The sequence below is a fragment of the Mycolicibacter algericus DSM 45454 genome, from assembly GCF_002086455.1.
Classification (GTDB): domain Bacteria; phylum Actinomycetota; class Actinomycetes; order Mycobacteriales; family Mycobacteriaceae; genus Mycobacterium; species Mycobacterium algericum.
Window position 1 is genome coordinate 24,030 of sequence record NZ_MVHC01000018.1, and the last position, 26,368, is coordinate 50,397.

Annotated in this window: 25 protein-coding genes, 1 tRNA gene and 1 other RNA gene; 13 read left to right on the plus strand and 14 right to left on the minus strand. The window is 68.2% G+C overall.

What is annotated here, in order from left to right; all coding sequences use genetic code 11:
* Positions 1–54: 54 nt before the first annotated feature.
* A complete protein-coding gene (recR, locus tag BST10_RS15640; protein WP_083038856.1) occupies positions 55–666 on the minus strand; it encodes a recombination mediator RecR in 612 nt (203 codons plus the stop codon).
* Complete coding sequence (locus BST10_RS15645) at positions 667–1,002, minus strand: YbaB/EbfC family nucleoid-associated protein (RefSeq protein WP_041319060.1); 336 nt, start codon at positions 1,000–1,002, stop codon at positions 667–669.
* Positions 1,003–1,118: 116 nt separating this feature from the next.
* Here BST10_RS15645 and BST10_RS15650 point away from each other — a divergent pair, with 116 nt between their 5' ends.
* The 3 genes from BST10_RS15650 to BST10_RS15660 are packed head-to-tail and all read left to right on the plus strand — an operon-like array spanning position 1,119 to position 4,643.
* Positions 1,119–1,892 carry an Rv3717 family N-acetylmuramoyl-L-alanine amidase gene (locus BST10_RS15650; protein WP_163762380.1) on the plus strand — a complete coding sequence of 258 codons (774 nt, stop codon included), beginning with the start codon at positions 1,119–1,121 and terminating at the stop codon, positions 1,890–1,892.
* Positions 1,893–1,944: 52 nt separating this feature from the next.
* Positions 1,945–3,339 (plus strand): FAD-binding oxidoreductase, encoded by a 1,395-nt coding sequence (locus tag BST10_RS15655; RefSeq protein ID WP_083038858.1) that lies wholly within the window; start codon positions 1,945–1,947, stop codon positions 3,337–3,339.
* A complete protein-coding gene (locus BST10_RS15660; RefSeq protein ID WP_083038860.1) occupies positions 3,336–4,643 on the plus strand; it encodes a class I SAM-dependent methyltransferase in 1,308 nt (435 codons plus the stop codon). Before BST10_RS15655 ends, BST10_RS15660 begins: the two co-directional genes overlap by 4 nt.
* Before the next feature lie 21 nt (positions 4,644–4,664).
* On the opposite strand, the gene BST10_RS15665 is transcribed toward BST10_RS15660, so the two are convergent.
* Positions 4,665–5,879, minus strand: a complete 1,215-nt coding sequence (locus tag BST10_RS15665; protein ID WP_083038941.1) for an FAD-dependent oxidoreductase — start codon at positions 5,877–5,879, stop codon at positions 4,665–4,667.
* Positions 5,880–5,979: 100 nt separating this feature from the next.
* On the opposite strand from BST10_RS15665, the gene BST10_RS15670 reads away from it, so the two are divergent.
* On the plus strand, positions 5,980–7,293 hold the full coding sequence (locus BST10_RS15670) for a class I SAM-dependent methyltransferase (RefSeq protein WP_083038862.1): 1,314 nt from the start codon (positions 5,980–5,982) through the stop codon (positions 7,291–7,293).
* 4 nt (positions 7,294–7,297) lie between these two features.
* On the opposite strand, the gene BST10_RS15675 is transcribed toward BST10_RS15670, so the two are convergent.
* From BST10_RS15675 to ffs, 4 genes are all read right to left on the minus strand, one after another.
* Entirely contained in the window at positions 7,298–9,226 is a 1,929-nt protein-coding gene (locus BST10_RS15675; RefSeq protein WP_083038864.1) for a DNA polymerase III subunits gamma/tau, read from the minus strand.
* Between the two features lie 56 nt (positions 9,227–9,282).
* Positions 9,283–9,912: a CHAP domain-containing protein gene (locus tag BST10_RS15680; RefSeq protein ID WP_083038866.1), complete on the minus strand. Its 630-nt coding sequence runs from the start codon at positions 9,910–9,912 to the stop codon at positions 9,283–9,285.
* Between the two features lie 95 nt (positions 9,913–10,007).
* A complete protein-coding gene (locus BST10_RS15685; protein WP_083038868.1) occupies positions 10,008–11,282 on the minus strand; it encodes an aspartate aminotransferase type Ic in 1,275 nt (424 codons plus the stop codon).
* A 32-nt stretch (positions 11,283–11,314) separates the two neighbouring features.
* Positions 11,315–11,409, minus strand: an RNA gene (gene ffs / locus BST10_RS15690) — signal recognition particle sRNA small type.
* Between the two features lie 123 nt (positions 11,410–11,532).
* On the opposite strand from ffs, the gene BST10_RS15695 reads away from it, so the two are divergent.
* The 3 genes from BST10_RS15695 (at position 11,533) to BST10_RS15705 (ending at position 13,805) form a co-directional block, all read left to right on the plus strand.
* Positions 11,533–11,618: transfer RNA gene (locus tag BST10_RS15695), tRNA-Ser, on the plus strand.
* 78 nt (positions 11,619–11,696) lie between these two features.
* The gene (gene lucA, locus BST10_RS15700) at positions 11,697–12,455 is read left to right on the plus strand and encodes a lipid uptake coordinator LucA (protein WP_083038870.1); all 759 of its coding nucleotides are present in this window, start codon (positions 11,697–11,699) and stop codon (positions 12,453–12,455) included.
* A 30-nt stretch (positions 12,456–12,485) separates the two neighbouring features.
* Positions 12,486–13,805, plus strand: a complete 1,320-nt coding sequence (locus BST10_RS15705; RefSeq protein WP_083038872.1) for a DUF4226 domain-containing protein — start codon at positions 12,486–12,488, stop codon at positions 13,803–13,805.
* 22 nt (positions 13,806–13,827) lie between these two features.
* On the opposite strand, the gene BST10_RS15710 is transcribed toward BST10_RS15705, so the two are convergent.
* The 4 genes from BST10_RS15710 to BST10_RS15725 form a co-directional block, all read right to left on the minus strand.
* Positions 13,828–14,388 (minus strand): hypothetical protein, encoded by a 561-nt coding sequence (locus BST10_RS15710; protein WP_083038874.1) that lies wholly within the window; start codon positions 14,386–14,388, stop codon positions 13,828–13,830.
* Between the two features lie 12 nt (positions 14,389–14,400).
* Positions 14,401–14,859: a DUF5078 domain-containing protein gene (locus BST10_RS15715; protein WP_041320345.1), complete on the minus strand. Its 459-nt coding sequence runs from the start codon at positions 14,857–14,859 to the stop codon at positions 14,401–14,403.
* Positions 14,860–15,072: 213 nt separating this feature from the next.
* The gene (locus BST10_RS15720) at positions 15,073–17,982 is read right to left on the minus strand and encodes an MMPL/RND family transporter (RefSeq protein WP_205277437.1); all 2,910 of its coding nucleotides are present in this window, start codon (positions 17,980–17,982) and stop codon (positions 15,073–15,075) included.
* Entirely contained in the window at positions 17,979–18,401 is a 423-nt protein-coding gene (locus tag BST10_RS15725; protein WP_041319066.1) for an MmpS family transport accessory protein, read from the minus strand. The genes BST10_RS15720 and BST10_RS15725 overlap by 4 nt, the downstream gene beginning before the upstream one ends.
* A gap of 109 nt (positions 18,402–18,510) precedes the next feature.
* Between BST10_RS15725 and BST10_RS15730 the strand changes: the two genes are divergently transcribed.
* The 3 genes from BST10_RS15730 to BST10_RS15740 all read left to right on the plus strand — a co-directional run bounded on the left by BST10_RS15730 (position 18,511) and on the right by BST10_RS15740 (position 20,695).
* Entirely contained in the window at positions 18,511–19,191 is a 681-nt protein-coding gene (locus tag BST10_RS15730; RefSeq protein ID WP_083038877.1) for a TetR/AcrR family transcriptional regulator, read from the plus strand.
* A 200-nt stretch (positions 19,192–19,391) separates the two neighbouring features.
* A complete protein-coding gene (locus BST10_RS15735) occupies positions 19,392–19,766 on the plus strand; it encodes a BlaI/MecI/CopY family transcriptional regulator (protein WP_083038879.1) in 375 nt (124 codons plus the stop codon).
* A 74-nt stretch (positions 19,767–19,840) separates the two neighbouring features.
* Positions 19,841–20,695, plus strand: a complete 855-nt coding sequence (locus BST10_RS15740) for a M56 family metallopeptidase (protein ID WP_242665671.1) — start codon at positions 19,841–19,843, stop codon at positions 20,693–20,695.
* Between the two features lie 20 nt (positions 20,696–20,715).
* Here the strand turns inward: BST10_RS15740 and BST10_RS15745 are convergent, their stop codons facing one another.
* From BST10_RS15745 to BST10_RS15755, 3 genes are all read right to left on the minus strand, one after another.
* The gene (locus BST10_RS15745) at positions 20,716–21,780 is read right to left on the minus strand and encodes a DNA polymerase domain-containing protein (protein ID WP_083038883.1); all 1,065 of its coding nucleotides are present in this window, start codon (positions 21,778–21,780) and stop codon (positions 20,716–20,718) included.
* Position 21,781: 1 nt separating this feature from the next.
* The gene (locus tag BST10_RS15750) at positions 21,782–22,816 is read right to left on the minus strand and encodes an ATP-dependent DNA ligase (RefSeq protein WP_083038945.1); all 1,035 of its coding nucleotides are present in this window, start codon (positions 22,814–22,816) and stop codon (positions 21,782–21,784) included.
* A 100-nt stretch (positions 22,817–22,916) separates the two neighbouring features.
* Positions 22,917–23,822 carry a haloalkane dehalogenase gene (locus BST10_RS15755; RefSeq protein WP_083038885.1) on the minus strand — a complete coding sequence of 302 codons (906 nt, stop codon included), beginning with the start codon at positions 23,820–23,822 and terminating at the stop codon, positions 22,917–22,919.
* A 76-nt stretch (positions 23,823–23,898) separates the two neighbouring features.
* On the opposite strand from BST10_RS15755, the gene BST10_RS15760 reads away from it, so the two are divergent.
* The 3 genes from BST10_RS15760 to BST10_RS15765 are packed head-to-tail and all read left to right on the plus strand — an operon-like array spanning position 23,899 to position 26,350.
* Positions 23,899–24,315: a DUF302 domain-containing protein gene (locus tag BST10_RS15760; protein WP_083038887.1), complete on the plus strand. Its 417-nt coding sequence runs from the start codon at positions 23,899–23,901 to the stop codon at positions 24,313–24,315.
* 12 nt (positions 24,316–24,327) lie between these two features.
* On the plus strand, positions 24,328–24,483 hold the full coding sequence (locus BST10_RS23325) for a hypothetical protein (protein WP_013830947.1): 156 nt from the start codon (positions 24,328–24,330) through the stop codon (positions 24,481–24,483).
* Positions 24,484–24,505: 22 nt separating this feature from the next.
* Positions 24,506–26,350, plus strand: coding sequence for a fatty acyl-AMP ligase (locus tag BST10_RS15765; protein ID WP_235673651.1), 1,845 nt, complete (start codon positions 24,506–24,508; stop codon positions 26,348–26,350).
* The last annotated feature ends 18 nt before the right edge of the window (positions 26,351–26,368 follow it).

Genomic DNA, 26,368 nt, shown 5'->3' on the forward strand with positions numbered 1-26,368 from the left:
TTGCAGGGAAAGTGCGAGAAGGGACCTGCGAAACGTCGGTTTCGCGGACGCGGATCAGGCCATAGCACGGCGGCCGGTGAAGGCCCGGCCCAGTGTCAGCTCGTCGGCGAACTCCAGGTCGCCGCCCATCGGCAGCCCGGACGCCAGGCGCGTCACGGAGAGCCCGGGGATATCGCGCAGCATCCGCACCAGGTAGGTGGCGGTCGCCTCGCCCTCGGTGTTGGGGTCGGTGGCGATGATGACCTCCCTGACGTCGACGCCGTCGACCCGCTCCCCGACCCGGTTCAGCAGCTCACGCACCCGCAGTTGCTCCGGGCCGATCCCGGAGAGCGGATCCAAGGCTCCGCCGAGCACGTGGTAGCGGCCGCGGAACTCCCGGGTGCGCTCGATGGCGGCGACGTCCTTGGGTTCCTCGACCACACAGATCTGGGCGAAGTCACGGCGCGAGTCCCCGCAGATCCGGCAGCGCTGCGCGTCGGAGACGTTGCCGCACACCTCGCAGAACCGGACCCCCTCGCGGACCTTGGTGAGCACCGCGGTGAGCCGATCGATCTCGGACGGCTCCACCGACAACAGGTGAAACGCGATCCGCTGGGCACTCTTGGGGCCGATACCCGGCAGCTTGCCCAGCTCATCGATGAGGTCCTGGACCGGACCTTCAAACACCTAGGCCCCCGGCATGCCGAGCGCGTTGCCCATGCCACCGGCCAGCGGGGAGAGCCGCTCCTGGGCCAGGGTGTGCGCCTTCTTCGACGCATCCGCGAGCGCGCCGACGATCAGGTCCTGCAGCGTGTCGATATCGGCCGGGTCGACGACCTTCGGGTCGATCTGCACGGCCAGCACCTCGCCGCTGCCATTGGAGGTGACCTTGACCAGGCCGCCGCCGGCCTCGCCTTGCACCTCGGTGGCGGCCAGCTCCTGCTGCGCGGCCAACAGTCGCTGCTGCATCTGCTGGGCCTGGGCCAGCAACGCCGACATGTCGGGCGGGCCTCCTGGTTGCATGACACTCCCCTTGCGTTGTTGTGCGTGGTCTCGACTTGGTTGCGGCTTGGTTTCAGCTCCAAGAACCGGCGCGTGTTGAAACTCCAGCGTAGTCGGCGCGAGCCTACGTTGGCGGCGTGCGCGTACCTGTTCTTTCGCGTGTCGGCATCGCGATCATCACCGGCCTGGTGGCGGCCGCCGCGGTCCCGAGCGCCCCGTCGGCTTGGGCGGCTCCCGGCAACATCGCCGGCATGATCGTGTTCCTCGACCCCGGACACAGCGGCACCGCCGATCCCGCGGCCATCGGCCGCCAGGTGACCAATGGCCGGGGCGGCACCAAGAACTGCCAGACCAGCGGCACCACCACCAACTCCGGCTATCCCGAGCACAGCTTCGCCTGGGACACCACGCTGCGGATTCGGCAGGCCCTCAACTCCGCGGGGGTGCGCACCGCGATGTCCCGCGGCGACGACAACGGGCCGGGACCGTGCGTCGACCAGCGCGCCGCGATGGCCAACTCGCTGCACCCCAACGCGATCGTGTCCATTCACGCCGACGGCGGACCGGCCACCGGCCGCGGATTCCACGTCAACTACTCCGCGCCGCCACTCAACCCGGCCCAGGAGGGCCCGGCGGTGCGGTTGGCGCAGGCGATGCGCAGCCAGCTGCAGGCCGCGGGCATTCCGCCGGCCAACTACATCGGCACCGACGGGCTGAAGGGACGCGCCGACCTGGCCGGGCTGAACCTGGCCGAGTATCCGTCGATCCTGGTCGAGCTGGGCAATATGAAGAACCCCGCGGACGCCGCTCTGATGGAGAGTCCGGGGGGACGGCAACGCTACGCCGACGCCGTGGCCCGTGGCATTGCCGGCTACCTGAGCACGCAGAACATGCCGCAACAATCCCAGTGAGCCCGGCCGCGTCGAGTGCGCGGCCGACGATCGGCCGCTAGCGTGGGAGGTGATGTCCGTCCGGCCGGCCGACGCACCGACATCCCACACGCGGGGGGTGCAACGGCTGCTGGACAGCTACCGGGTGATTCCCGCGAGCGCATCGGTCCGGCTGGCGAAACCCACCTCGAATCTGTTCCGGGCGCGCGCCAAACGCGATGCCCCGGGCCTGGACACCTCGGGCCTGGTGAACGTCATCGGCCTCGACGTGGCGAACCGCACCGCCGACGTCGGCGGTATGTGCACCTACGAGGATCTGGTCGCCGCGACCCTGCCGTACGGGTTCGCACCGCTGGTGGTTCCGCAGTTGAAGACGATCACAGTCGGCGGGGCGGTGTCCGGTCTGGGCATCGAGTCGGCGTCGTTCCGCAACGGCCTGCCGCATGAGTCGGTGCTGGAGATGGATGTTCTCACCGGTGCCGGCGAGCTGCTGACCGTTTCCCGCGACCGGCATGCGGACCTGTTCCGGGCGTTTCCCAATTCGTATGGCACGCTGGGCTATTCGACGCGACTGCGGATCGAGCTGGAGGCGGTCAAACCGTTCGTGGCGCTACGGCACATCCGGTTCGATGCGCTGGACGACCTGATCGCGACGATGGACCGGATCATCGACACCGGCGGGTTCGACGGTGTTGCGGTGGACTACCTAGACGGTGTGGTGTTCTCCCCCACCGAGAGCTACCTGTGCCTGGGGATCGAGACCGACACCCCGGGCGCTGTCAGTGACTACACCGGCCAGCGGGTCTACTACCGCTCGATCCAGCACGGGCACGGGATCAAAGACGACCGGCTGACCATCCACGACTACCTGTGGCGCTGGGATACCGACTGGTTCTGGTGCTCGCGGGCGTTCGGGGCGCAGCACCCACTGGTGCGGCGCGCCTGGCCGCGGCGCTATCGGCGCAGCAGTTTCTACTCGAAGCTGATCGGCTACGACCGGCGGTTCGCCATCGCCGACCGGATCGAGAAACGCAGTGTCCTCCGCCCGAAGACCGCCCCCCCGCGCGAGCGGGTGGTGCAGGACATCGAGGTGCCGTTGGGGCGTTGCCGGGAGTTCTTGGACTGGTTCTTCGAGCACGTGCCGATCGAGCCGGTGTGGCTGTGCCCGCTGCGACTGCGCACCGACGAGAACTGGCCGCTGTACCCGATGCGGCCCAACCGCACCTACGTCAACGTCGGTTTCTGGTCCTCGGTCCCGGCGGGCGCCACCGAGGGCGCCACCAATCGGCTGATCGAGGCAAAGGTGAGCGCACTCGACGGCCACAAGTCGCTGTACTCCGACTCCTACTACACCCCCGCGGAGTTCGATGAGCTCTACGGCGGGGAAACCTACCGCCAGGTCAAGCGGACCTACGACCCCGACTCCCGACTGCTGGACCTCTACGACAAGGCGGTGCGACGACGATGACCACCTATAAGGAGCAGACGCACACCGGCAGGCTGACCCTGGCGGAGGTCCTGGAGACGCTGGCCACCGACGGTCATCTGCCGCTGCGGTTCACCGCCTACGACGGCAGCAGCAGCGGACCCGAGAACGCCCCGCTGGGCCTGGAACTGCTCACCCCGCGCGGTACCACCTATCTGGCCACCGCGCCGGGCGACCTGGGGATGGCCCGCGCCTACGTCGCCGGAGACCTGGCGGCGCACGGCGTGCATCCCGGCGACCCGTACCGGCTGCTCAAGGCGCTCGCCGACGAGCTGCACTTCAAGCGCCCGTCGCCGCGGGTGCTGGCCAACATCGTGCGCTCCATCGGGTTCGAGCACCTGGTGCCGATCGCGCCGCCGCCGCAGGAGGCCCGCCCCCGCTGGCTGCGCGTCGCCGACGGTCTGCGACACAGCAAGCATCGAGACGCCAGCGCGATTCAACACCACTACGACGTGTCCAACGCCTTCTACGAAGCCGTGCTGGGGCCGTCGATGACCTACACCTGCGCGATCTACCCGAACGCCGACGCGACGCTCGAGGAGGCCCAGGAGAACAAGTACCGGTTGATCTTCGACAAGTTGCGGTTGCGTCGCGGCGACCTGCTGCTGGACGTGGGCTGCGGCTGGGGCGGCATGGTCCGCTACGCCGCGCGGCACGGCGTGCGCGCCATCGGTGCGACGCTCTCGGCCGAGCAGGCCCGGTGGGCGCAGCGCGCGATCGCCTCCGAGGGGTTAGCCGGTCTCGCCGAGGTCCGCCATTGCGACTACCGCGATGTGCGCGAGACCGAATTCGATGCGGTCTCCTCCATCGGCATGACCGAGCACATCGGCGTCGCGAACTACCCCGCGTACTTCGGATTCCTCAAGTCCAAGCTGCGCCGCGGCGGCCTGCTGCTCAACCACTGCATCACCCGAGCGGACAATAAATCCAGTGCGACCGCCGGCGACTTCATCGACCGCTACGTGTTCCCGGACGGCGAACTGGCCGGGTCGGGGCGGATCATCAGCGAGATCCAGGACGCCGGCCTGGAGGTGGTCCACGCCGAGAACATCCGGCACCATTACGAGCTGACGCTGCGGGATTGGTGCGCCAATCTGGTGGCGCATTGGGACGAGGCCGTCGCCGAGGTCGGGCTGGCCACCGCGAAAGTATGGGGCCTGTACATGGCCGGTTCGCGACTGGGCTTCGAGCACAACGCGATTCAGCTGCATCACGTGTTGGCGGCCAGGCTCGATGACCGCGGCGGCGACGACGGCCTGCCGTTACGGCAGTGGTGGCAGCCCTAGCCGGCGGGTCACCGCCATCGGCTAACGCCGGGCGAACGACGGCGCGCGTTCCGGGCGCACCCCGACGCCCACCAGATACGCCGGGATTGCGGCGAGCCAGGGCAGTCTGGCGATCACGGTGCCGAACGCCGCCGGCGGGCTGAGGTTCTTACCTCGCAGGATCGGCGTGAGGGCGCGGTGCAGCACCCGCTGAACCGACTGGGTGACGACGGTGGGAAACACCCGGCGCCGTTGCACCGCCGCCAGATCACGCCCGGTCACCTGGCCGCGCCGCAGCGGCTCGGCCAGAATGGTCGCTGCGGCGACCGCGTCCTGCACGGCCAGATTGATGCCGACCCCTCCTACCGGGGACATGGCGTGGGCGGCGTCGCCGATGCACAGCAAGCCGTCGACGCTCCACCGCCGCAGCCGGTTCACCCGTACGTCCAGGTGTTTGACGTCATCCAGGCTGCGCAGGGCGCCCACCGCATCGGCAGCCTCTGGAATGAGGTCGACCACCTCGCGCTGGAACGCCTCGATGCCGCGCTCCCGCAGCACCGCATCGCCGCCCTTGAGCCCGAGATAGGCGACCTGGAAGTAGCCCTCGCGCGGGATCATGATCGCGGCGCGGCCCGGGCCGAGCCGCGGCAGCAGGGTCGGCTTCGCATCCCCGTCGTTGGGCAGGCGAAACCACCACACGTCGAAGTTCACCGGAAACTCCCGGGACCGCAGGCCGGCCTCATGCCGTGCGATCGACCACCTCCCGTCGCAGGCCACCGTCAGCCCGGCACGCAGTTCGCCCGGACCATCGGGGCCTTGGTAGCGCACTCCGGCGACCCGGCCGTTCTCGTGCAGCAGTCCGGTGACCTCGGTCTGCATCCGCAGCGTGAAAGTCGGCTCGGTCTGCGCGGATTCGGCGAGCAGGTTGAGCAGATCCCACTGCGGCACCATCGCGATGTAGGGGTGCGGCTGGCCCCGCAGCCGGCCGAAGTCCACCACCGTGACGCCCCGACCGGCCACGTCGAGGACGACCTGGTGGATCTCACTGTGTGACAGCGCCGCGAAGCGGTCCCACAAGCCGAGCTCGTCGAGTAACCGCAACGTCGTGGGATGCACTGTGTCGCCGCGGAAGTCGCGCAGGAAGTCCGCATGCTTCTCCAGCAGCGTCACCTCGACACCGGCGCGAGCCAACAGCAGCGCCAGCACCATGCCGGCGGGACCCCCGCCGACGATCGCACAGGAGGTGGTTTCGGTCATGTGGCCCATTGCGGTGCCAGGTTACGCGTGTTTGAGGTGGCGGCCGCGTGGTAATCCGCATCTGGGCCAGGGAGCACACGATGCCAGGGGGCAGACCACCATGTTGAAAACGCAAGCGAAAGCCACTCAGACCACCACGAACGGCAAGCTGGGATTGGCCGAGATTCTGGTGCTGCTCTCCGGCGGCGGGCAACCGCCGGTCAAGGTCACCGCCTATGACGGCAGCAGCGCCGGTCCCGATGACGCCACACTGGGTGTGGGCCTGCTCAACTCGCGCGCCACCACCTACCTGGCCACCTCGCTGGGACAACTGGGGATCGCCCGGTCCTACATCGCCGGTGACCTGGAGCTGCGCGGCGTGCACCCGGGAAACCCCTACGAGGTGCTCAAGGCCCTGGAGGATCTGGAGTTCAAACAGCCGTCACCGCAGGATCTCCTCCACATCGTCCGCTCGATCGGTTTGAAGCACCTGAAGCCGATCGCGCCGCCCCCGGAGGAGGCCCCGGCCAAATGGCGCCGCCGCATCTCGGCCGGCCTGCGCCACTCGAAAGCCCGGGACGCCGATGCCATCCACCACCACTACGACGTGTCCAACACCTTCTACGAGTGGGTCTTGGGTCCGTCGATGACCTACACCTGCGCGATCTACCCGAAACCCGAGGCGACGCTGGAGGAAGCCCAGGAGAACAAGTACCGGCTGATCTTCGAAAAGCTGCGCCTCAAGCCCGGCGACCGGCTGCTCGACGTGGGTTGCGGTTGGGGCGGCATGGTGCGTTACGCCGCGCGCCGCGGGGTGCACGCGGTCGGCGCCACCCTGGCGGGCGAGCAGGTCGCCTGGGCGCAGCGGGCGATCGCCGACGAGGGATTGTCCGAATTCGCCGAAGTCCGACACTGCGACTACCGCGACGTGCCCGAGACCGGGTTCGATGCCGTCTCGTCGATCGGAATGACCGAGCACATCGGGGTGAAGAATTACCCGTCGTACTTCGGTTTCCTCAAGTCGAAACTGCGTAGCGGTGGCCTGCTGCTCAACCACTGCATCACTACGGCGGACAACTCGGTCTACAAAGGCGACGCCTTCAGCGACCGGTACGTTTTTCCCGACGGGGAGCTCACCGGTGTGGGCAGCATCGTCACCCAGATCCAGCAGGCCGGTTTCGAGGTGCTTCACGAGGAGGATTTCCGGCTGCACTACGCCAAGACGCTGCGCGGCTGGTGCCAGAACCTGGTCGACCACTGGGACGAGGCCGTCGCCGAGGTCGGGCTGGGCCGCGCCAAGGTGTGGGGCCTGTACATGGCGGCGGCGGTACTAGGCTTCGAGCGCAACTTGTGTCAGCTGCACCACGTGCTGGCCGCCAATGTCGATGAGCGCGGCGAGGACGACCTACCGCTGCGGCCTTGGTGGACTCCCTAGACCGTCACTCACCACCGATTCGACGGGCGCCCAATTCGTTCTGCAGCAACTCCAGGGCCGCCTCTTCGGGATCGCGGCGCGGTGCGGCGGGTTCACCGCGCTCGGCCTCGGCTTCGGCGAGCATAGCCTCCTCGTCGGCTCGCCGTGCCAGGTCCGCGGCCACCGGCGCGGGTGGGGCGGTCGATGCGGGTTCGGCCGGCGCCGCCCCGGCTTCGCAGCGCACCCGCCAGTTCACTCCGAGGGCGTCTTTGAGCGCCTCGACGATGACATCGGCGTTGCGTTGCTCGCAGAGCCGCTTGGCCAGCGGAGCCGACTCGTGGCTCAGCACCAGGGTGTTGCCGTCGACGGCGCGCACCGTAGCACCGGCCAGCATCACTTCGGTGGTGCGGCTGCGCTGGCGCACCTTCTCTCGCACGGTGGTCCACATCGCGCGGACCGCAGCGACGTCGGGCTCGCCCCGCGCGGCCGAGCCGGGTGCCGGCGCAGCGGGCGGCGGTGCAGCCGCGGCCGGCGGCGGGGGTGCTGCTGCTGCCGGGGGCGGCGGTGCTGCCGGTGCCGGTTCGGGTGGCGAAGCGGGCTCGGGAGCGACCTTCGGCTCGGGCACCGGCGCGGCGGCAGGCGCCGCCGGGGGCGCGGGTTCCGGCGCGGGCTGTCGCGGGGCAGCCGGCGCGGCGACCTGCGAGCGACGGGTGAACTGCCTGGCGGCGGCCGCGGCGTCGCCGGCTGCCGGCTGGGCGGCCGCCGCACCCGGAATCGACATGTCCAGCCGGCTCTCGATGCGCTCGACCCGCTGCAGCAGCGCGGCTTCGGTGTCGGCGGCCGACGGCAGCAGCAGCCGGGCGCACACCACCTCCAGCAGCAGCCGCGGTGCCGTCGCGCCACGCATCTCGCCGAGACCGGCGTGCACCACCTCGGCGTAGCGGGCCAGGGTCGCCGAGCCGAGCCGGGCGGCCTGCTCCTGCATGCGTTCCAGGATGTCTTCGGGCGCGTCGACCACACCTTTGGCCACCGCGTCCGGCACGGCCTGCAGCACGATCAGGTCGCGGAATCGTTCCAGCAAGTCGATGGCGAACCGGCGGGGGTCGTGGCCGGCATCAACAACGGCTTCGACCGCCGCAAATACCGACGCCGCATCGCCGGCGGCCAGCGCATCGACCGCCTCGTCGATCAGGGCGACGTCGGTGGCGCCCAGCAGGCCCAGTGCCCGCTGGTAGCGGACGTGGCTGATGTTGGAGTCCCCGGGCATTTTCTCCGAGCCGGCCAGCAGCTGGTCGAGCACCGACAGGGTGTCGCGTGGCGAGCCGCCGCCGGCCCGGATCACCAGCGGGTAGACGGCGTCGTCGACGGCAACGTTCTCCTGCTCGCAGATCCGCCCGATGAGCTCGCGCATGGTCCGCGGCGCCAACAGCCGGAACGGATAGTGATGAGTGCGGGAGCGGATGGTCGGCAGCACCTTCTCCGGTTCGGTGGTGGCGAACACGAAGATCAGGTGCTCGGGTGGCTCCTCGACGATCTTGAGCAGCGCGTTGAAGCCCGCGGGGGTCACCATGTGCGCTTCATCGATGATGAAGATCCGGTACCGCGACTGGGCGGGGGCGTAGAACGCGCGGTCGCGCAGGTCCCGGGTGTCGTCGACCCCGCCGTGGCTGGCGGCGTCGAGTTCGACGACGTCGATGCTGCCCGGACCGTTGGGGGCCAGCGCCACGCACGAATCGCAGGTTCCGCACGGGGTGGGGGTGGGCCCCTGCGCACAGTTCAGCGACCGGGCCAGGATGCGCGCCGACGACGTCTTGCCGCAGCCGCGCGGCCCGGAGAACAGGTAGGCGTGGTTGATCCGGCCCGCCGACAACGCGGTGCACAGCGGTTCGGTGACGTGCTCCTGCCCCACCACTTCGGCGAAGGTTGCCGGCCGGTACTTGCGGTAGAGCGCCACGCCAGCAGGTTACTTCCTCGGGCCGACGCCGGTGCGCCGCCCGGCGGCCACCGGCGCTACACCCTCGGCCGCAGATACCCCAGGGTGTTCCACATCGGGCTGAGGTCACGCCAGTTCAACGTCACGAACAACCGGCCGCCGGAGTTCTGGTCGGCCGTCTCGTAGCCGAACAGCGGGCCGTTTCCGCGCACGGCGGTGACCACCGCGGCGTGCCCGTGCTCGCTGACGTACCCGCCCGGTCCGTAGACGACGATGTCGCCGACCTGCGGCAGGTTCGTGCCGCCGTCGAGTCGCGACGACGGCACCTGGTCGAAGAATTCGCCCAGGCCGTTGGTGGGGAAATGTTCGTAGAGATCGAACGCGTTGCCGCTGGGGTCGCGATTCCGCCAGGGGTACCCGAGCGCGCGGATGTACTGCAGGATCAGCGGGTAACACTGGCCGTCGCCGTACATCACCGGGTGGCCGAGCGCGGCGTCGGCGGCCGCTCCCCGGAAGACGTCGAGTGCATCGTTGACCTTGGCCGGCAGCGCCTCGGCCGGACCGGGCCCGGCATCGCCGGCGTGGACCGGCGAGTGGTCGATCACCGGATCCGCCCGGCTGGGGGCGTACGCCGCGGGAACCGGGCCGAGCCCGAAGGCGGCTATCGCCGCCACCGCGCAGCCCACGACACCGATCTTGTTCGCCATTTCTCGGCCTCCACCGGCATGTCGACGGGCTCCCGACGCAACTTCGGGAAATGTTAGGCGGCGGCGCCCGCAGGCACGCCGAATTCCACGCCGTGTCAGCCCAGCAGGTGCTCGGCCGCGGCCAGCAGCGCGCAGGTGGCCAGGCCGTCGACAGCGTTGCGCAGGTCGTCGGTGGACGGGAACGACGGGGCGATCCGGATGTTCTTGTCGTCGGGGTCCTTGCGGTAGGGGAAGGACGCGCCGGCCTCGGTGACGGCGATCCCGGCGTCCTTGGCCAGCGCCACGGTGCGCCGCGCGGTGCCGGGCAGCACGTCGAGGCTGACGAAGTAACCACCCTTGGGGTCGGTCCACGACGCGATCTTGGATTCGCCGAGCCGGTTCTGCAGGATCTCGGCGGTCAGCGCGAACTTCGGCGCCAGGATCTCCTGGTGGCGGCGCATGTGCAGCCGCACCCCGTCGGCGTCACCGAAGAACCGCAGGTGGCGCAGCTGGTTGACCTTGTCCGGGCCGATCGACTTCTTGCCGGCGTACTGCAGGTACCAGGCGATGTTGCCCAGCGAGCCGCCGAAGAAGCTGACGCCGGCGCCGGCGAAGGTGATCTTCGAGGTGGAGGCGAACACGTAGGGCCGGTTCGGATTGCCGGCGGCGGCTGCCAGCCCCAGCACGTCGACCTGGTGGGGGAACTCGGTGGTCAGGGTGTGCACCGCATAGGCGTTGTCCCAGAACAGCCGGAAGTCGGGCGCGGCAGTGGCCATCTGCACCAGCCGGCGCACCGTCTCCCAGGAATAGGTGATGCCCGTCGGGTTGCCGAACACCGGCACCGTCCACATGCCCTTGATCGCAGGGTCGGCGGCAACGAGTTCCTCGATGAGGTCGACGTCCGGGCCGTCCTCGCGCAGCGGGACGGAGATCATCTCGATGCCCAGCGTCTCGGTGATCGCGAAGTGCCGGTCGTAGCCGGGCACCGGGCACAGGAATTTGACGGCGGCTTCCTGACCCCAGGGACGCGGCGAGTCGACACCACCGTGCAGCATCGAGTAGACGACGACGTCGTGCATGAACTCCAGGCTGGCGTTGTTGCCCGCGATCAGGTTGGGCACCGCGATGCCGAGGAGTTCGCCGAATACGGCCCGCAGCTCGGTCAGACCGTGCAAGCCGCCGTAGTTGCGGGTGTCGGTGCCGTCGTCGGCTCGGTAGTCGTCGATCCCCGGCAGTGCCAGCAGGCCGTTGGCCAGGTCGAGCTGCTCGGGCGCCGGCTTACCGCGGGTGAGGTCCAGCGACAGCTTCTTGGCCTGTAGTTCGGCGTAAGCGCGCTGGTAGCTCTCGTGTTGAGCGGCCAAGTCGGCACGGCTGAGGTTCTGCAACGACACGGGTGCGCCTTTCACAATCGAAGGCCAAACACATAAGGGGACCCCGCGCACCCGCCAGAGCCCATTGACCCTTGCTGCCTTCCGGCCCTGGGGGAGTTCACAGGATAGACGCCGCGCGGGGTCCGAGTGCCAAGTCTAGCGGTGGCCATTGGCGCGGCGAAGCCGGGCGCAGTGGGCCACCGCCATCAGGCACGGTCGTCCGGGTGAGGAGCGCGTGGCCCCCGCAGGAGTCTCCGCTACCATTGCCGACGGAGGATTCGCCTAGTGGCCTATGGCGCTCGCCTGGAACGCGGGTTGGGTTAATAGCCCTCGCGGGTTCAAATCCCGCATCCTCCGCACCGCAGGTGCGACCGGACCGCAATTGCCGCGGCCCGGTCGCACCTGAATCACTACCGACGAAACACGGGAGGTGGCGTGAGCCGCACCGCTGCCACGGTTTGGCACGCGTCACTCTCGACCCTCGCCGCCATCTTGTACTTCCTGTTCGTTCTTCCCCGGTGGTGGGAGCTGACCGGCTTCTCCCCGCATGTGCTGGGCACTGTGCTGCGGATCTTCCTCGGACTGCTGGTGGCGGGGACCGCGCTGCCGGTGGTGGCCACCCTCAGGCACGCTCGCAAACCGGAGTATGGGACTCCGCAGCTGACGCTGACGCTGCTGACCGGTTCGATCGTGGGCCACGTGGTGGCCGGAACCCTGATTGCGGGCACCGCGATCAGCGAGATCTGGCTGTCGCTGGACACCGCCGGGGTATGGCTGTTCGGCATCTACGGGGCCGCCGCCGCGATCGCACTGCTGGGCATCGGCGCGTTCTACCTGTCGTTTGTCGCCGCAATGCCACCGCCGCCGCCCAAACCGATCAAGCCCAAGTCGGAGAAGCAGTCGACGCTGCGGCGCTGGCGCGCCAAGAAGGCGAAGAAGCCGGACGCGGGCGCCGCCGACGGTGTTGAGGACGACGACACCGATGAGGACGCCGACGAAGACCACGACGGTCACGACGCCGACGAGGACGCCGACGAGGACGCCGAGTCCGGTGAGGCTCTCGAAACCGTCGAGGCCGACTCGGCCACGGAGGTCACCGAGTCGGCCGGCGAAGAAGCGCCCGAACTCGCATCGACCGGAGCGCAGGAGAAGTTGCGCCCGTCGGGCAAGCGCCGGGCGAAAAAGGGCAAGTAGGACCAACGCCGCCCGGTTAACCTTTGCCCCATGACCGAGAACCGCGGTGCTTTCGCCGACGCGGCGCGGGCGCGGGAGAACAAGCTGGTCAACCGGCTGGCGGCTTCGGTGGCAGCCGACCACGACTTCCAGGCGATCCTGCGGGAGGCGGTCCGCAACAACTCGGCTTCGCGGCAGCGCCTCGACGCGATGGCCGCCGAGATCAGGCAGGCAGCGGCCACCTGGCCCGGATTGGACACCCCCGCGGGCTCCCGTCAGTTCCAGCGGTACCTGACCGGCAAGGCCCGCGAGATCCACAAGATCGTCAACGACGCCCACGCGGACAGTGAGCACCGGGCTGGCCTGGTACGGACCCTGACCAATCGCTACAAGCTCGGCGGCGACGGCGACACGGATCCGCATATCCGCTTGGTGGACAATGAAATACCGACTCCGCACGATCCCAGCATTGCCGGCTCGGGCAGCCCACCGGTACCGGAGAACCAGGAGGGATCGCCTTACGATCTGGGCGCCACCATCCCGGGGACCGGAATCGTCATCACCGGAGATCCGGAGACCGGTCATCCGCGGCTGCACCTCCCCGGACAGCCCGACATCGACAACCCGTTTCCCGTCGACGAGGGATTCCGGGCGCTGCCGACCGGGACGGCGGTCGGACCCGACGGTCAGCAGTACGCGTTCTACAGTGTGCGCCCCTACGGGCCCGGGACGTCGCCGGACAACTTCATCGCGCCGGAGTCCCGGGTGCAGAACCTGGCTGATCCCGCAACGGATCTGGGGCCGCTGATGGGCACCACAATCGGCTCGGACACCAAGGTGGGCATCGCGCAGGCCAGCGGGGTCTTCGACGCGGAGTCGGGACGCATGATCATCGTCGGGAACATCGGCCAGGACGGTCAGCGCGCCATGTGGCAATCCGACCCGGTGGCCGCCGGCGCCCCTCCCAACGCGTGGATGGACAGCCTGCACCAGGTCGGCACCTTCAACAATCTGGGCGCCGGCGACCGGGAGAACCAGATCGTGTCGCTACCCCAGGGCGGCTACCTGCTGACCAGCGCGAGCAACGGCAGCCAGATCGTCGGCGTGACCGCGGGCAGCCCACAAGGGCTACTCACCGCGCCGTCGCACGAGCTCACCGGCCCGGGCTTCATTCCCAGCCCGGGCAATCAACCGGCCGTCCCCTACGGCCCCAGCGTCGTCAGCATCGAGACGCTCCCGAACGGGCAGGAACAGGTCACCATGCGGGTCAGTACCTGGCCGACCCCCGAGGGCTGGCCGGTCGGGCCGGATGCCCCGCCGCCGCCGTACCACCCGCGGACCTACACCACGACGTTCAACGTCAACCCGTAGTCGCGACGGGTTCGACCGAGGCTCAGAACGCTGTGCTGCCGGACGGTCGCAGCACGAAACCGTGGTGGCCCAGCGAGGTGTCGAGGCAGGCGACCAGCTGATCGGAGCCCACCGCACACGTCACGTTGCCGCAGGACAGCTTCTGCCCGACCCCCAGGAACGCTCCATGGGAGAACTGGCGGCCGCAACTCGCCGATTCACGGTTCAAGCGCAGACCCGCCGCGCCCTGGGAACGCACCGTCCCGATCACACAGCCGTCGGCCACCGGAGCGCCCGAACTGAGCGGCGCGTTCGCCATGCCCGGCATGTCGCCGTCGCACATGATGGCCTGCGAGGAACCCGCCGGCGGCTCGGTGGCGTCGAACTGGCAGGCGATGTTGTAGGGCGTGGAGAAATTCACCCAGCGGCCGGGTCCCTTGGGGCCGGTCGTGATGTAGTCGTCGACCGGGGCCGGGCTGAAGGTATCCAGATCGGGGAACCCCGCCGGCTGCGCCTGCGCCGGTGCACCCGCAGTCGCGAGCAGACCGGCCGCCATGCCGGCGACGGCCAGCGCCTGCGGGATTCGACGGACGAAACCGGTCATCGGTGGCTCCGGTCAGGGCTTGGGCGACCAGTCCCACACCGACATGTCGTCACGCGGGTACTGGCTGCAGGCTTCGGTCGACTTGGCGACGACACCCTTGTTGTTGAAGAAGATCTTGGCGTGGTTGGGCCAGGAAACGGTCAGCGGGTCGGCGAAGTTCGTCGCCAACTCCTCCGAGTAGGCCCGGCGCTGCTCGGGGCTGAGCGAGAAGAACCAGTGCATCTTGTCGATGGTGGCCTGCTGCACCTGTACCGGCTTGTTGTGCATGTCGATCATGTAGCGCTCGTAGTAGATCGGCGACAGGTCGCGGCTGGCGGCCAGCATCTGCTCGGCGCTGCAGTCGGTCCGGATCACCCGGCGCGGGATGGGAAAGTCGTCGGTGGCGTCAGCGGAAGCGGTCACCGGCAACAGGGCGGCGGTTAGCGCGGCCAGACCGGCCGCAGCGGCCACCGCGGCCCCGCGGCGGCGGATCGGGCGGTGCGTGGGCATGGAATCCACTGTAGCCATTCCCCGGTCCTTTCCCCTATGTCAGTTTCTTCAGCCCGATCCCCGCTGTTCAGACCGATGATCCGGATAAGCCGGATGCGGCGGGCGATGACGAACTCGGAAAACAATGCTACATAACTTTAGCCTTGCTACCTAATTAGTTGTAGTCCCTGATCGCATGGGATCACTCACAGTCGATCAGGGCCTGTCGGCCAACGCATCGGGCGCGTCGGCGTCGGCACCGCGCGCGGCGGCGGCCGCCTCGCGATGCCGGGCGGCCTTACCGCCGACGTGCGGCAGCACGTTGATGGGCCACCAGAACCAGCGGCCCAGCAACGCCGCGATCGACGGCGTCATGAACGCCCGCACGATCAGGGTGTCGAACAGCAGGCCCAGCCCGATGGTGGTGCCGATCTGGCCGATGATGCGCAGATCGCTGACGGCCATCGACGCCATGGTGAAGGCGAACACCAGCCCGGCTGCGGTCACCACCTTCCCGGTACCGCCCATCGCCCGGATGATGCCGGTATGCAACCCGGCATGGATCTCCTCTTTGAATCTGGAGACCAGCATGAGGTTGTAGTCCGATCCCACCGCCAGCAGGACGATCACCGACATCACCATCACCAGCCAGTGCAGTTGCATGCCGATCAGGTACTGCCAGACCAGCACCGACAGCCCGAACGACGCCCCCAGCGACAGTGCGACGGTTCCGACGATCACCAGCGCGGCGATCAGCGCACGGGTGATCAGCAGCATGATGACGAAAATCAGGCACAGCGACGCGATTCCGGCGATCAGCAGGTCGTAGTAGGAACCGTCGTGCATGTCCTTGAACAGGGCCGCGGTCCCGCCCAGATAGATCTTGGCGTCCTCCAGCGGCGTTCCCTTGAGCGCCTCCTCGGCAGCGGTGCGGATCTGGTCGATGCGCGCAATGCCTTCTGCCGTAGCCGGATTGCCCCGGTGCGAGATGATCATCCGCACGGCCTTGCCGTCCGGCGAGACGAACATGTTCATCGCGCGCTTGAAGTCCGGGTTCTCGAAGACCTCCGGCGGCAGATAGAACGAGTCGTCGTTCTTGGCCTCGTCGAACGCCTTGCCCATCGCGGTGGCGTTGTCGCCCATCTCCTCCATCTGGGCGAAGATCCCCGACATGGTGCTGTGCATCGTCAGCATCATGGTCTGCATGGTCTGCATGGTGTCGATCATGGGCGGGAAGGTGGTCAGCATCTGCGGCATGAGCGCATCCATGTCGGCCATGTGCGCGATCATCTTGTCCATGCTCTCGCTCATCGGATCGACACTGTCGACCATGTCGAACGCCGAGCGCAGCGAGAAGCAGATCGGGATGTCGTAGCAGTGCGGTTCCCAGTAGAAGTAGTTGCGGATCGGCCGCCAGAAATCCTCGAAATCGGCGATGTGGTCGCGGATGTCGTAGATCTGGGCCTGTAGCTCGTCCATGTCGACCACCATCTCGTGGGTGGTGTTGGCCAATTGGCTCATGTAGCCGAGCATTTCGCGCATGGTGGCGATGGTCTCCCCCATCGCGTCGGCCTGGGTGAGCATGTCGTCCATGCGCTTCTTCTGGAACTGCATGGTCTGCATCTGGCCGGCGTTCTGCATGCTCATCTGGAACGGGATCGAGGTGTGTTCCAGCGGGGTGCCCTGCGGCCGGGTGATGGCCTGCACCCGGGAGATCCCGATGACCTTGAACACCGCCTTGGCCAGCTTGTCGATGACCAGGAAGTCCGACGGGTTGCGCAGGTCGTGATCGGCTTCGATCATCAGCACCTCCGGCATCATCCGGGACTGCGAGAAGTGCCGGTCGGCGGCGTTGAAGCCCTCGTTGGCCGGGATGTCGCTGGGGATGTACTTGCGGTCGTCGTAGGCCGGCTGATAGCCCGGCAACGCCAGCAGGCCGACGGCCGCAATCGCCAGTGAGGCAACCAGGATCGGCCCGGGCCAGCGCACGATCGCCGTCGCCAGTTGCCGCCAGCCGCGGGTGCTCATCTTGCGCTTGGGTTCGAACAGTCCGAACCGGCTGCCGACCGTGATGATCGCCGGACCCAACGTCAACGCGGCGAGCACCGAGACGACCATGCCGACCGCACACGGGATACCGAGCGAGACGAAGTAGGGCATGTGGGTGAAGTGCAGACAGAACACGGCGCCGGCGATGGTCAGGCCGGAGCCCAGGATGACGTGCGCCACGCCGTTGAACGCCGTGTAGTAGGCCGTTTCGGGGTCCTCACCGTCATGGCGGGCCTCGTGATAGCGGCCGATCAGGAAGATTGCGTAGTCGGTGCCGGCGGCGATCGCCAGCGAGACCAGCAGGTTGACGGAGAACGTCGTCAATCCGACCAGGTGATGATGGCCCAGGAAGGCCACCACGCCACGGGCGGCGGAAAGCTCCATGCCGACCGTGGCCAGCAGCAACACCACGGTGGTGACCGAGCGGTAGACCGCCAGCAGCATGGTCAGGATCACCGCGATGGTGACGGCCATCATCCGCAGCATGGACTTGTCGCCGGCGTGGTTCATATCGTTGGCCAGCGCCGCGGTGCCGGTGACGTAGACCGTCAGCCCGGGTGGCTTCTCGATCGAGTCCACGATGGTGCGGACCGACTCGACGGACTCATTGGCCTTGGCCTGGCCGATGTTGCCCACCAGGTTCAGCTGCACGTAAGTCGCTCTGCCATCGGCACTCTGGGCACCGACCGCAGTCAGCGGATCGCCCCAGAAGTCCTGGACGTGCTGCACGTGAGCGGTGTCGGCTTTGAGCCGCTCGACCATCTCGGCGTAGTACTCGTGCTCGGCGTCGCCGAGTTCGTGGTCGGCCTCCAGCACGATCATCGCGGTGCTGTCGGAGTCCGACTCCTGAAAGACCCGGCCCATCTCGGTCATGGCCTGCATGGACGGCGCGGTCGTCGGGCTGGCCGACACGGCGTTCTCTTTGCCGATCTGCTCGAGTGACGGCACGGTGGCGCCGAGCAGCACGATCAGCGCCAACCAGCCCAGAATGATCGGCACCGACAGCCTGCGGATGGTACGCGCGATGAATGTCCGCTCCGGATGTCCGCCCGCGCTACCGGTTATCGGCGGGCTCATGCCGCCTTCAGCAGGCAGAAGGTGTAGGCGTTGACTTCATTGGAGATGCGCTCGGCCTTCACCTCCCCGTCCACGGTGATCCGGCAACCGATGCTGTTGCTGTTACCTTGCGCCATAATGCTTCCCACCACCGCCGGGAGGGTGGTGACGATCTCGAGTTGCCACGGCAGCGCGACGTCCTGGACGCGTTGCGGCTCGGAGTTGACGTCGAAATAGCTGATGTCGGCCACGGTTCCGGGGGGGCCGAAGATCTCGTAGGTCATTCGCTTGGGGTTGAAGGGCTTGGTCTCGTCGATCTGACCGTCGGCGTAGGACGGGCGCTTCTCGGATCCGAACAGCCCGTGGATGCGCGTCACCGTGAACCCGGCGACACCGACCACGGCCAGTATCACCAGGGGTATCCACACCCGGCTCAGCACCTTGAAAATCGGAGTCCCCTTCACCTAGCACCTTTGGGTACCCTAACCCAAGTCCACGTGCGTAAACGCACGCTACAGCACCGCCCAGAACCGTCGCAACGCACAGCATGTGCGTTATCCTCGCGCCGTGCGGCAGGTCTCGTTTCAGCGCGCTCGCAGCGCAGAGAAGAAGCGCCAACGCGCAGCAGTCCTGATGGAAGCCGCGCGTTCGGTGGCGCTGGAGGCCGGTGTCGCATCGGTGACGCTGACCGCGGTGGCCGCCCGGGCCGGGGTGCACTACTCGGCCGTGCGCCGCTACTTCAGCTCCTACAAGGAGGTGCTGCTGCGCCTGGCGGCCGAGAGCTGGCAACGGTGGTCGGCGGCAGTCTGCACCGGATTGGACCAGCCCGGGCCGATGTCCCCCGAGCAAGTAGTCGAGATCCTGGTCAGCGGTTTAGCCGCCGACCCGCTGTTCTGCGACTTGCTGTCCAACCTGCACCTGCACCTGGAACACGAGGTGGACGCCGAGCGGGTGATCGAGGTGAGGCGGGTCAGCACCGCCGCGGTGATGGCCGGTGCCGGCGCCATCGAGCGGGCGCTGCCGGGGCTCGGGCCCCGTGGCGCCCTGGATCTGCTGCTGGCCGCCTATTCACTGGGCTCGGTGCTGTGGCAGCGGGCGCACCCGCCGGAGACGCTGACCAATGCCTACTCCGACGAACCGGAGCTGTTGCCGGAGTGGAACCTGGACTTCACCACCGCCCTGACCCGGCTGCTCACCGCCACCTGCGTGGGGCTGCTGGAACAGGTGTAGTTCCAATCCAGGCCAGAGCCCGACCTCCAGATCACCTGATCTATCACGTCCCGATGCCACAACGCCGGCCACTGCGGACACCGTCGCCAGGGATTCGCGCAGGTGAGCGGGGAGGCTACTATGACGCTACGTAGGCTTAGCGCGTCCGGTAGCACGGTGGGCACCGAGATGGCACAGCACGAAAACGGGCGGTAGACGGAATGGCGATCAAGGGCTTCGGCGAACTTGAGGCTGTCGTGATGGATCTGCTGTGGTCGCGCTCCGGTCCGGCCACGGTCCGCAGCGTGCACGACGAGCTGGTTTCCCAACGTCAGATCGCCTACACCACCGTGATGTCGACGATGGACAACCTGTTCCGCAAGGGCTGGCTGCTCCGGGACAAGATCGGGCTGGCTTACCACTACCGGCCCACGATGACCCGCGAGGAGCACTCGGCACAGTTGATGCGGACGGTGTTCGAATCCGGCGGCGATGGCGAGTTGATTCTGAACTTCTTCCTCGACAGAATCGGCGATGAAGACTCGGAGACTGTTCGAAAAGCACTGCAGCGCTTCAAGAAAGACAAAGCCCGTTGAATGCGGTCACGCTCCTGCTCGGCTATGCCGTTGTACTGAGCTGCTTCGCGCCGGCGATGCTCACCGGGCCCGGCATGGCCCGAATTCCTCCGCGCCTGGCCGTGGCGGGCTGGCTGGTAGCGGTGGCAACGACGCTGGCCGCGTGGGTCTCGGCGCTGGCCGTCATGATCGTCGGGGCGGCCCACAGCGTGATCACCCACACCGCGATGACCTTCTGCGTGAAGACACTCGGTATCACCCCCGTGGCGATGTTGCCGCCGTCCGTCGCGACTGCGCTGGTGGTGGCGCTGCTGCTGGTCACCATGTCGGTGGCGCTGCACACCGTGCGCCGCGTGGTCAGCTCGTTGCTCGGTTATCGGCGCCAGAACCTGCGGCACGCTGAAGCGGTACGCATCGTCGGCTACCCGACCGAGCACGACGGCGTTGTCGCCATGAGCGCCGATCAGGCTACGGCGTACTGCGTTTCAGGTGGACGGCGACAGACCGTCGTGGTGACCACCGCCGCCCTGGAGTTGCTGAGCTCGGCCGGTTTGGCCGCGGTGCTGGCCCATGAGCGGGCGCACCTGCGCGGCCGCCACCATCGGATCATCGCGACCCTTAACGCCTTGTCAGCGGCGCTGCCACGGTTGCCGCTGCTGCGTTCGGCGGCACAATCAGTGCCCGTGCTGCTGGAGATGTGCGCCGACGACGCCGCTGCCCGCGAACACGGCCACGAACCGCTGTTGACCAGCCTGCTCACGCTGAGCACCGGACACCGCACCCCCGATGGGGCGCTCGCGGCCGCCGGCACCGCGGTCGTCGATCGCATGACAAGGCTGATGAACTCCGGCCGCGGATCGTGGTGGCAGCCGCGCTCACTCGCAATGGTCGGCGTTATCGCGGCCACCGCCGCCGTTCCCGGTTTGGCCCTGGGGCTCTGCACGCTCTGATTACCGCGGCCGGCGCGGCTCTAACGGCGGTTGCCCTTGTCATCCCAATGCTCGGCCACCTGCTTGCTGGGCTGCACCCGTGGCGGCTCGCCCGGCATTTTCGGATAGTTCGGCGGGTACGGCAGGTCGCCCAGCCCGCGGGCTTCGTCGGCGGCCACCAGCTCCAGCAGCGGCTGCAGGGACTGTTCGAGGCCATCGATGGTTTCCCACGCGTCGCCGCGCCGCGCGATCAAGTCGGGCACGGTGGCGATGGTGTAGTCGTCGGGGTCGGCCCCCTCGGCCAACCCATCCCACGTCAAGGGCATGGAGACGGTGGCGATCGGGGTGGCACGCACCGAGTAGGCCGACGCCATGGTGCGGTCGCGGGCGTTCTGGTTGAAGTCGATGAAGATCCGCTTACCGCGCTCTTCTTTCCACCACGACGAGGTGACCGCCTCCGGCGCGCGCCGCTCGAGCTCGCGGGCCAGCGCAATTCCGGCCCGCCGAACCTCGATGAAGTCCCAGTCGGTCTTGATCCGCAGGAAGACGTGCAGGCCGCGCCCACCGGAGGTCTTGACGTAACCGACCAGGCCGAGCTCATCGAGTAGCGGGCGCAGCACCTCCAGTGCGACCGCGCGTGCCTCGGCGAAGCCGGTGCCGGGCTGGGGGTCCAGGTCGATGCGCAGCTCGTCGGGATGGTCGGTGTCACCGCAGCGCACCGGCCACGGGTGGAAGGTGACGGTGCTCATCTGCACCGCCCACAAGATGTCCGCCGGCCGGGTGACCTTGAGCGCGTCGGCGGTGCGGCCGGACGGGAACGTCACCCGGCAGGACTGCAGATAGTCGGGGTGCCCGCGCGGCAGCCGCTTCTGATAGACCGCAGTGCCTTCAGCGCCCACCCCACCGTTTGGGAACCGCTGCAGATGGGTGGGCCGGTCGGCCAACGCCTGCAGCAGCGGGCCATTGGCCACCGCCAGGTAGTAGTCGGCCAGTGCCCGCTTCGTCCCGCCGGCGCCGAGCCGGGGAAAGTACACCTTGTCCCCGCTGGTGAACCGGACGGCGGTGCCGTCGACGTCCAGTTCCTCGGCGCTGTCCCCGGCGGGCATGTCAGGTCTCCAGCACGTCGGCGAGATCGTAGGTCAACGGGACGTCGAGTTGGTCGAAGGTGCAGCTGGCCGGGTCGCGATCGGGACGCCACCGCAGCAGTTTCACGGTGTGCCGGAAGCGATCGCCCTCCATCTGGTCGTAGGCGACCTCGGCGACGCGCTCGGGCCGGATCGGCACCCATTGCTTGTCGGCGGCGGAGTTCCACCGGCTGGGCTCACCCTCGCGGACGTCACCGATCCGCAGCGGCTCCAGCTCGGCCAGCAGCGCCAGCCGGTCGGCATCGGTGAACGAGGCCGCGCCGCCGACCATCGCCAGCTCGCCGTCGGGGCGGTACAGTCCCAGCAGCAGCGAACCGATACCGTTGCCGCTCTTGTGGATTCGGTATCCCATCACGACACAGTCGGCGTCCCGGCGGTGTTTGACCTTGACCATCTCGCGCTTGCCGGGCAGATACGGCCCGTCGGTCCGCTTGGCGACCACCCCGTCGAGCCCGGCGCCCTCGAACGAGGTGAGCCAGACCGTGGCCTGCTCGGGATCGTCGGTGGCGCGGGTGACATGACAGCTGGGACCGGCGTGGATCGAGTCCGCCAGCGCCTGCCGTCGCACCCGGAACGGCTCGTCGAGCAGCGATGCCGAGCCGGTGGCCAGCGCGTCGAAGCCGATGAACTGCGCCGGGGTCTGCTCGGCCAGCAACCGCACCCGACTGTCGGCGGGATGGATCCGCTGGCTCAGCGACTCCCAGTCCAGCCGGGTCCGGCCGTCGATCTGCCGGGGCACCACCACCTCCCCGTCGAGCACGCAGCGCGGGCCCACCTCGGCGCGCAACGCCTCCAGCAGTTCCGGGAAGTAGCGGCCCAAGGGTTTGCCGTTGCGCGATTGCAGCAACACCTCGTCGCCGTCGCGGAACACGATGGCGCGAAAGCCGTCCCACTTGGGCTCGTAGGACCAGCGCCCCGCGTCGGCCGGAACCTTGACCGCAGCCTTGGCCAGCATCGGATCCACCGGCGGCGCTACGGGCAGGTCCATGGTGTCCATGGTGTCCATCATGTCGATGTGAACCGTGCCGAGTGAGCGGTTTGGCACGGGAAACGGCCGAATCGGCGCACAAACCGCACGCTCGACGAACGGTAAGCGCTCAGCGGCGCAGGAACTCCACGATGTGGCGGGCCAACTCCTCGCCGGCGTCCTCCTGCAGGAAGTGGCCGGCGTCGTGGATCACCGGGTGTGCGCGTCCGCGTGCGCCGCGCATCTCGCGCTGGAAGATCGGCCCCATCGCCCCGGTGATCGGGTCGCCGTCACTGAAAGCCACCAGCATCGGCGTCTCCGAGGCGCACAGCGTCGCCCACGCCGACCGGTTGGCCGCCGCGGCTGGGTCTTCGGGACTGGTCGGGACCAGTGACGGCATCGTCCGCGGCCCGACGCAGTAGCTGTCGTCGGGGAACGGCGCGTCGTAGCCGGCCCGGGCGATATCGGTCATCGGCTTACGGCACCCGGACTGCACGAACCAGCCGACATCGATCTTCGGCGCGGCCTGGATGCTCTCCCGGAAGCGCCACCAGATCTCCGGCATCGGGATATCACCGGTGGGCAGGCCGGTGTTGGCCACCACGACGCCGCTGAACCGCTCCGGGTTCTCCGCGACCAGCCGCAGCCCGATCAGCCCGCCCCAGTCCTGGCCGACCAAAGTCACGTTCTGCAGGTCGAGGTGGTCGAATGCCAGCGCCCGCATCCACTCGACGTGGCGGGCATAGGTGTGGTCTGACGCTTGGGTCGGCTTGTCCGAGCGCCCGAACCCGACCAGGTCCGGGCAGATGACCCGGTGCCCCGCTTCGGCCAGAATCGGCATCATCTTGCGGTACAGATACGACCACGACGGCTCGCCGTGCAGCATCAGGATCGGGTCGCCATCGTCCGGGCCGTCCTCCACCCAGGCCACCCGCAGCGTGCCGCCGTCGTCGTCGTCGAGGTCGCAGAACTGGGGCGAATATCCGAAATCGGGGAGGTCGACGAACCTGTCATCGGGGGTGCGCAGGGTCTGCATGAGCCGACGATACCGTGACGGTATATACCCGCGGGGGTATATACTGGGCTGTGATCACTACGACCAAGGAGGTCTCATGTCCGTCGCGATGAGCACCGCGGTGACCGGCGCCGATTTTGACACTGTTGCCGCGAAGACCCGGGAGCTACTGAAGGACAACGGTTTCGGCGTGCTGACCGAGATCGACATGCAGGCGACGCTCAAGGCCAAGCTCGGCGAGGACATGGAGCGCTACCTGATCCTGGGCGCCTGCAACCCGCCGTTGGCGCATCGCGCGGTGACCGCCGAGAAACGCATCGGGGTGCTGCTGCCGTGCAATGTCGTGGTGCGCGAGGACCCGCAACAGCCCGAGACGGTGCTCGTCGACGCGATGAACCCGCAGCTGATGGCCCAAGTCGTCGACAATCCGGCGCTCGCGCCGATCGCCGACGAGGTGACCGAGAAAATCCGTGCCGTCATCGATACCCTGGCTGGTGCATTGCGCACCGCCTGAGAGGAACCGCTGATGTGCTACCCCGTACCGTGCCGGGTCTGCGGCAAGACCACCTGGGACGGCTGCGGCGAGCACATCGCCGACGTCCGCGCGCAGGTGCCGCCCGAGCAGTGGTGCGAGGGGCATCGCGAACAGCAGACCGGACCGCGTTCCTGGTGGCGACGCTGAGTCCAGCGACTATGGTGTCGGGATGCCAGAGCAGACACCGCCGACCGTGCCTACCCTGGTGGAGTTGCTGCGGTTGCAGGCCGAGCGGCACGCGGACAAGGTCGCGTTCAGCTTCGCCCCCGATGGGAAGCAAATCACCGCCCGGCTGACGTATCGGGAGCTCGACGTCCAAGCGCGGGCAATCGCGACCACCCTGCAACATGAGGGCGCCGCCGGTGAGCGCGCACTGGTGATCTGCCGGCCCGGCCTGGACAGCATCGTCAGTATTTTCGGCTGCTTGTACGCCGGCGCGGTCCCGGTGCCGGTGGACACTCCGCTCCCGCGCCTGAAACTGGTCGCCCCCGATACGCAAGCCGCCTTCGCGGTCGCGACGGCCGGCACCCGGAACCAATTGCAGGCGGTGGCCGCCGACGTGCCCGGCCTGTCGACGCTGCGGTGGTGCGCCATCGACGAGTACACCGCCGACCCCGAAGACTGGGAGACCCCCGACGTCGACTCGAGCACCACGGCCTTGATCCAATACACCTCCGGTTCGACCAGATCGCCCAAGGGCGTGGTCGTGACGCACGGCAACCTCATGGACAATCTGGAAGCCATTCGGCGGGCCTACCACGGTGACGAACACCAGACGAGCGTCTACTTCCTGCCGCAGCAGCACGACATGGGCCTGATCGGTGGGGTCCTGGAGATGATCTACGTCGGTTGCAGCACCGTATTGATGTCGCCGATCGTCTTCTTCCAGCGGCCGATGGCGTGGCTGGAAGCCATGTCCCGGTTTCGCGCCAACACGACCGCGGCACCCAACAGCGCCTACCGGTTGTGTGTCAAACACAGCAAGCCGGCGCAGCGTGCGGCACTGGATCTGTCGCACTGGACCACCGCCGCGAGCAGTTCCGAGCCGATCCACGCGTCGACCATTCAGGAGTTCGCCGACGCGTTCGCCCCGGCCGGCTTCCGGCTTGAGGCGTTTCTGCCGTGCTATGGCCTGGCCGAGGCCACCCTGCTGGTCGCCGCAGGACCCGCCCGCGACGTCGCCGGCGTCCGGTACGTCGACGCCGCCGCGCTGAGTGAGAACCGGGCCGTGGACGTCACTCCCGACACCGCGGCCGTCCCGGTGGTCAGCTGCGGTCCGCCCGTGTACGGCCAGCGGGTCGTGATCGTCGATCCGGAGACCCGGCTGCAACGCGGCCCCGACGAGGTCGGCGAGATCTGGGTGTCGGGGCCCAGCGTCGCGCAGGGTTACTGGGGCCGACCGGCGGAGAACGCGCACACCTTCGCCGGCTTCCTGGCCGACACCGGTGACGGCCCGTTCCTACGCACTGGTGACCTCGGCTTCCTGTGTAAGGGCGAGGTTTTCGTCACCGGACGCTGGAACGACCTGATTACCATTCGAGACGGCAACTACTACCCGAACAACATCGAGCCGACCGTGCATGCCTGCCATCCGGCATTGCTCGCCGACCGCGGTGCGGTGTTGGCAGTGCAAGGCACCCAGGGCGCCGACAACCGCCTGGTCGTCTTGCAGGAGGTGGACCACCAGCAGCAGGTCGCCGCGGACGAGCTCCCCGGCATCATCGACGCCATCCGGGCGGCGGTCAGTGCGCAGCACGGCCTCGAGGCGCACGACGTGCTGCTGGTACCGGCGATGCGGTTGCCCACCACCTCGAGCGGCAAGATCCGGCGCGCAGAATGCCGGCGGCAGTTCCTCGACGGCGAACTGGAAGCGCTGGCCGAATGGCATGCCCCGGCGCCGCCGGCCGATCGGACCCCGAACGCCGGCGGGCTGGCCCGGCTGATCTCCAACAGCCTGACGCAGCGTCAAAAACAACAGCAACAGCGCGGAATACCGCCTCGCGCCGGCGGTTAGGGCAGCAGTCCGGCGCTG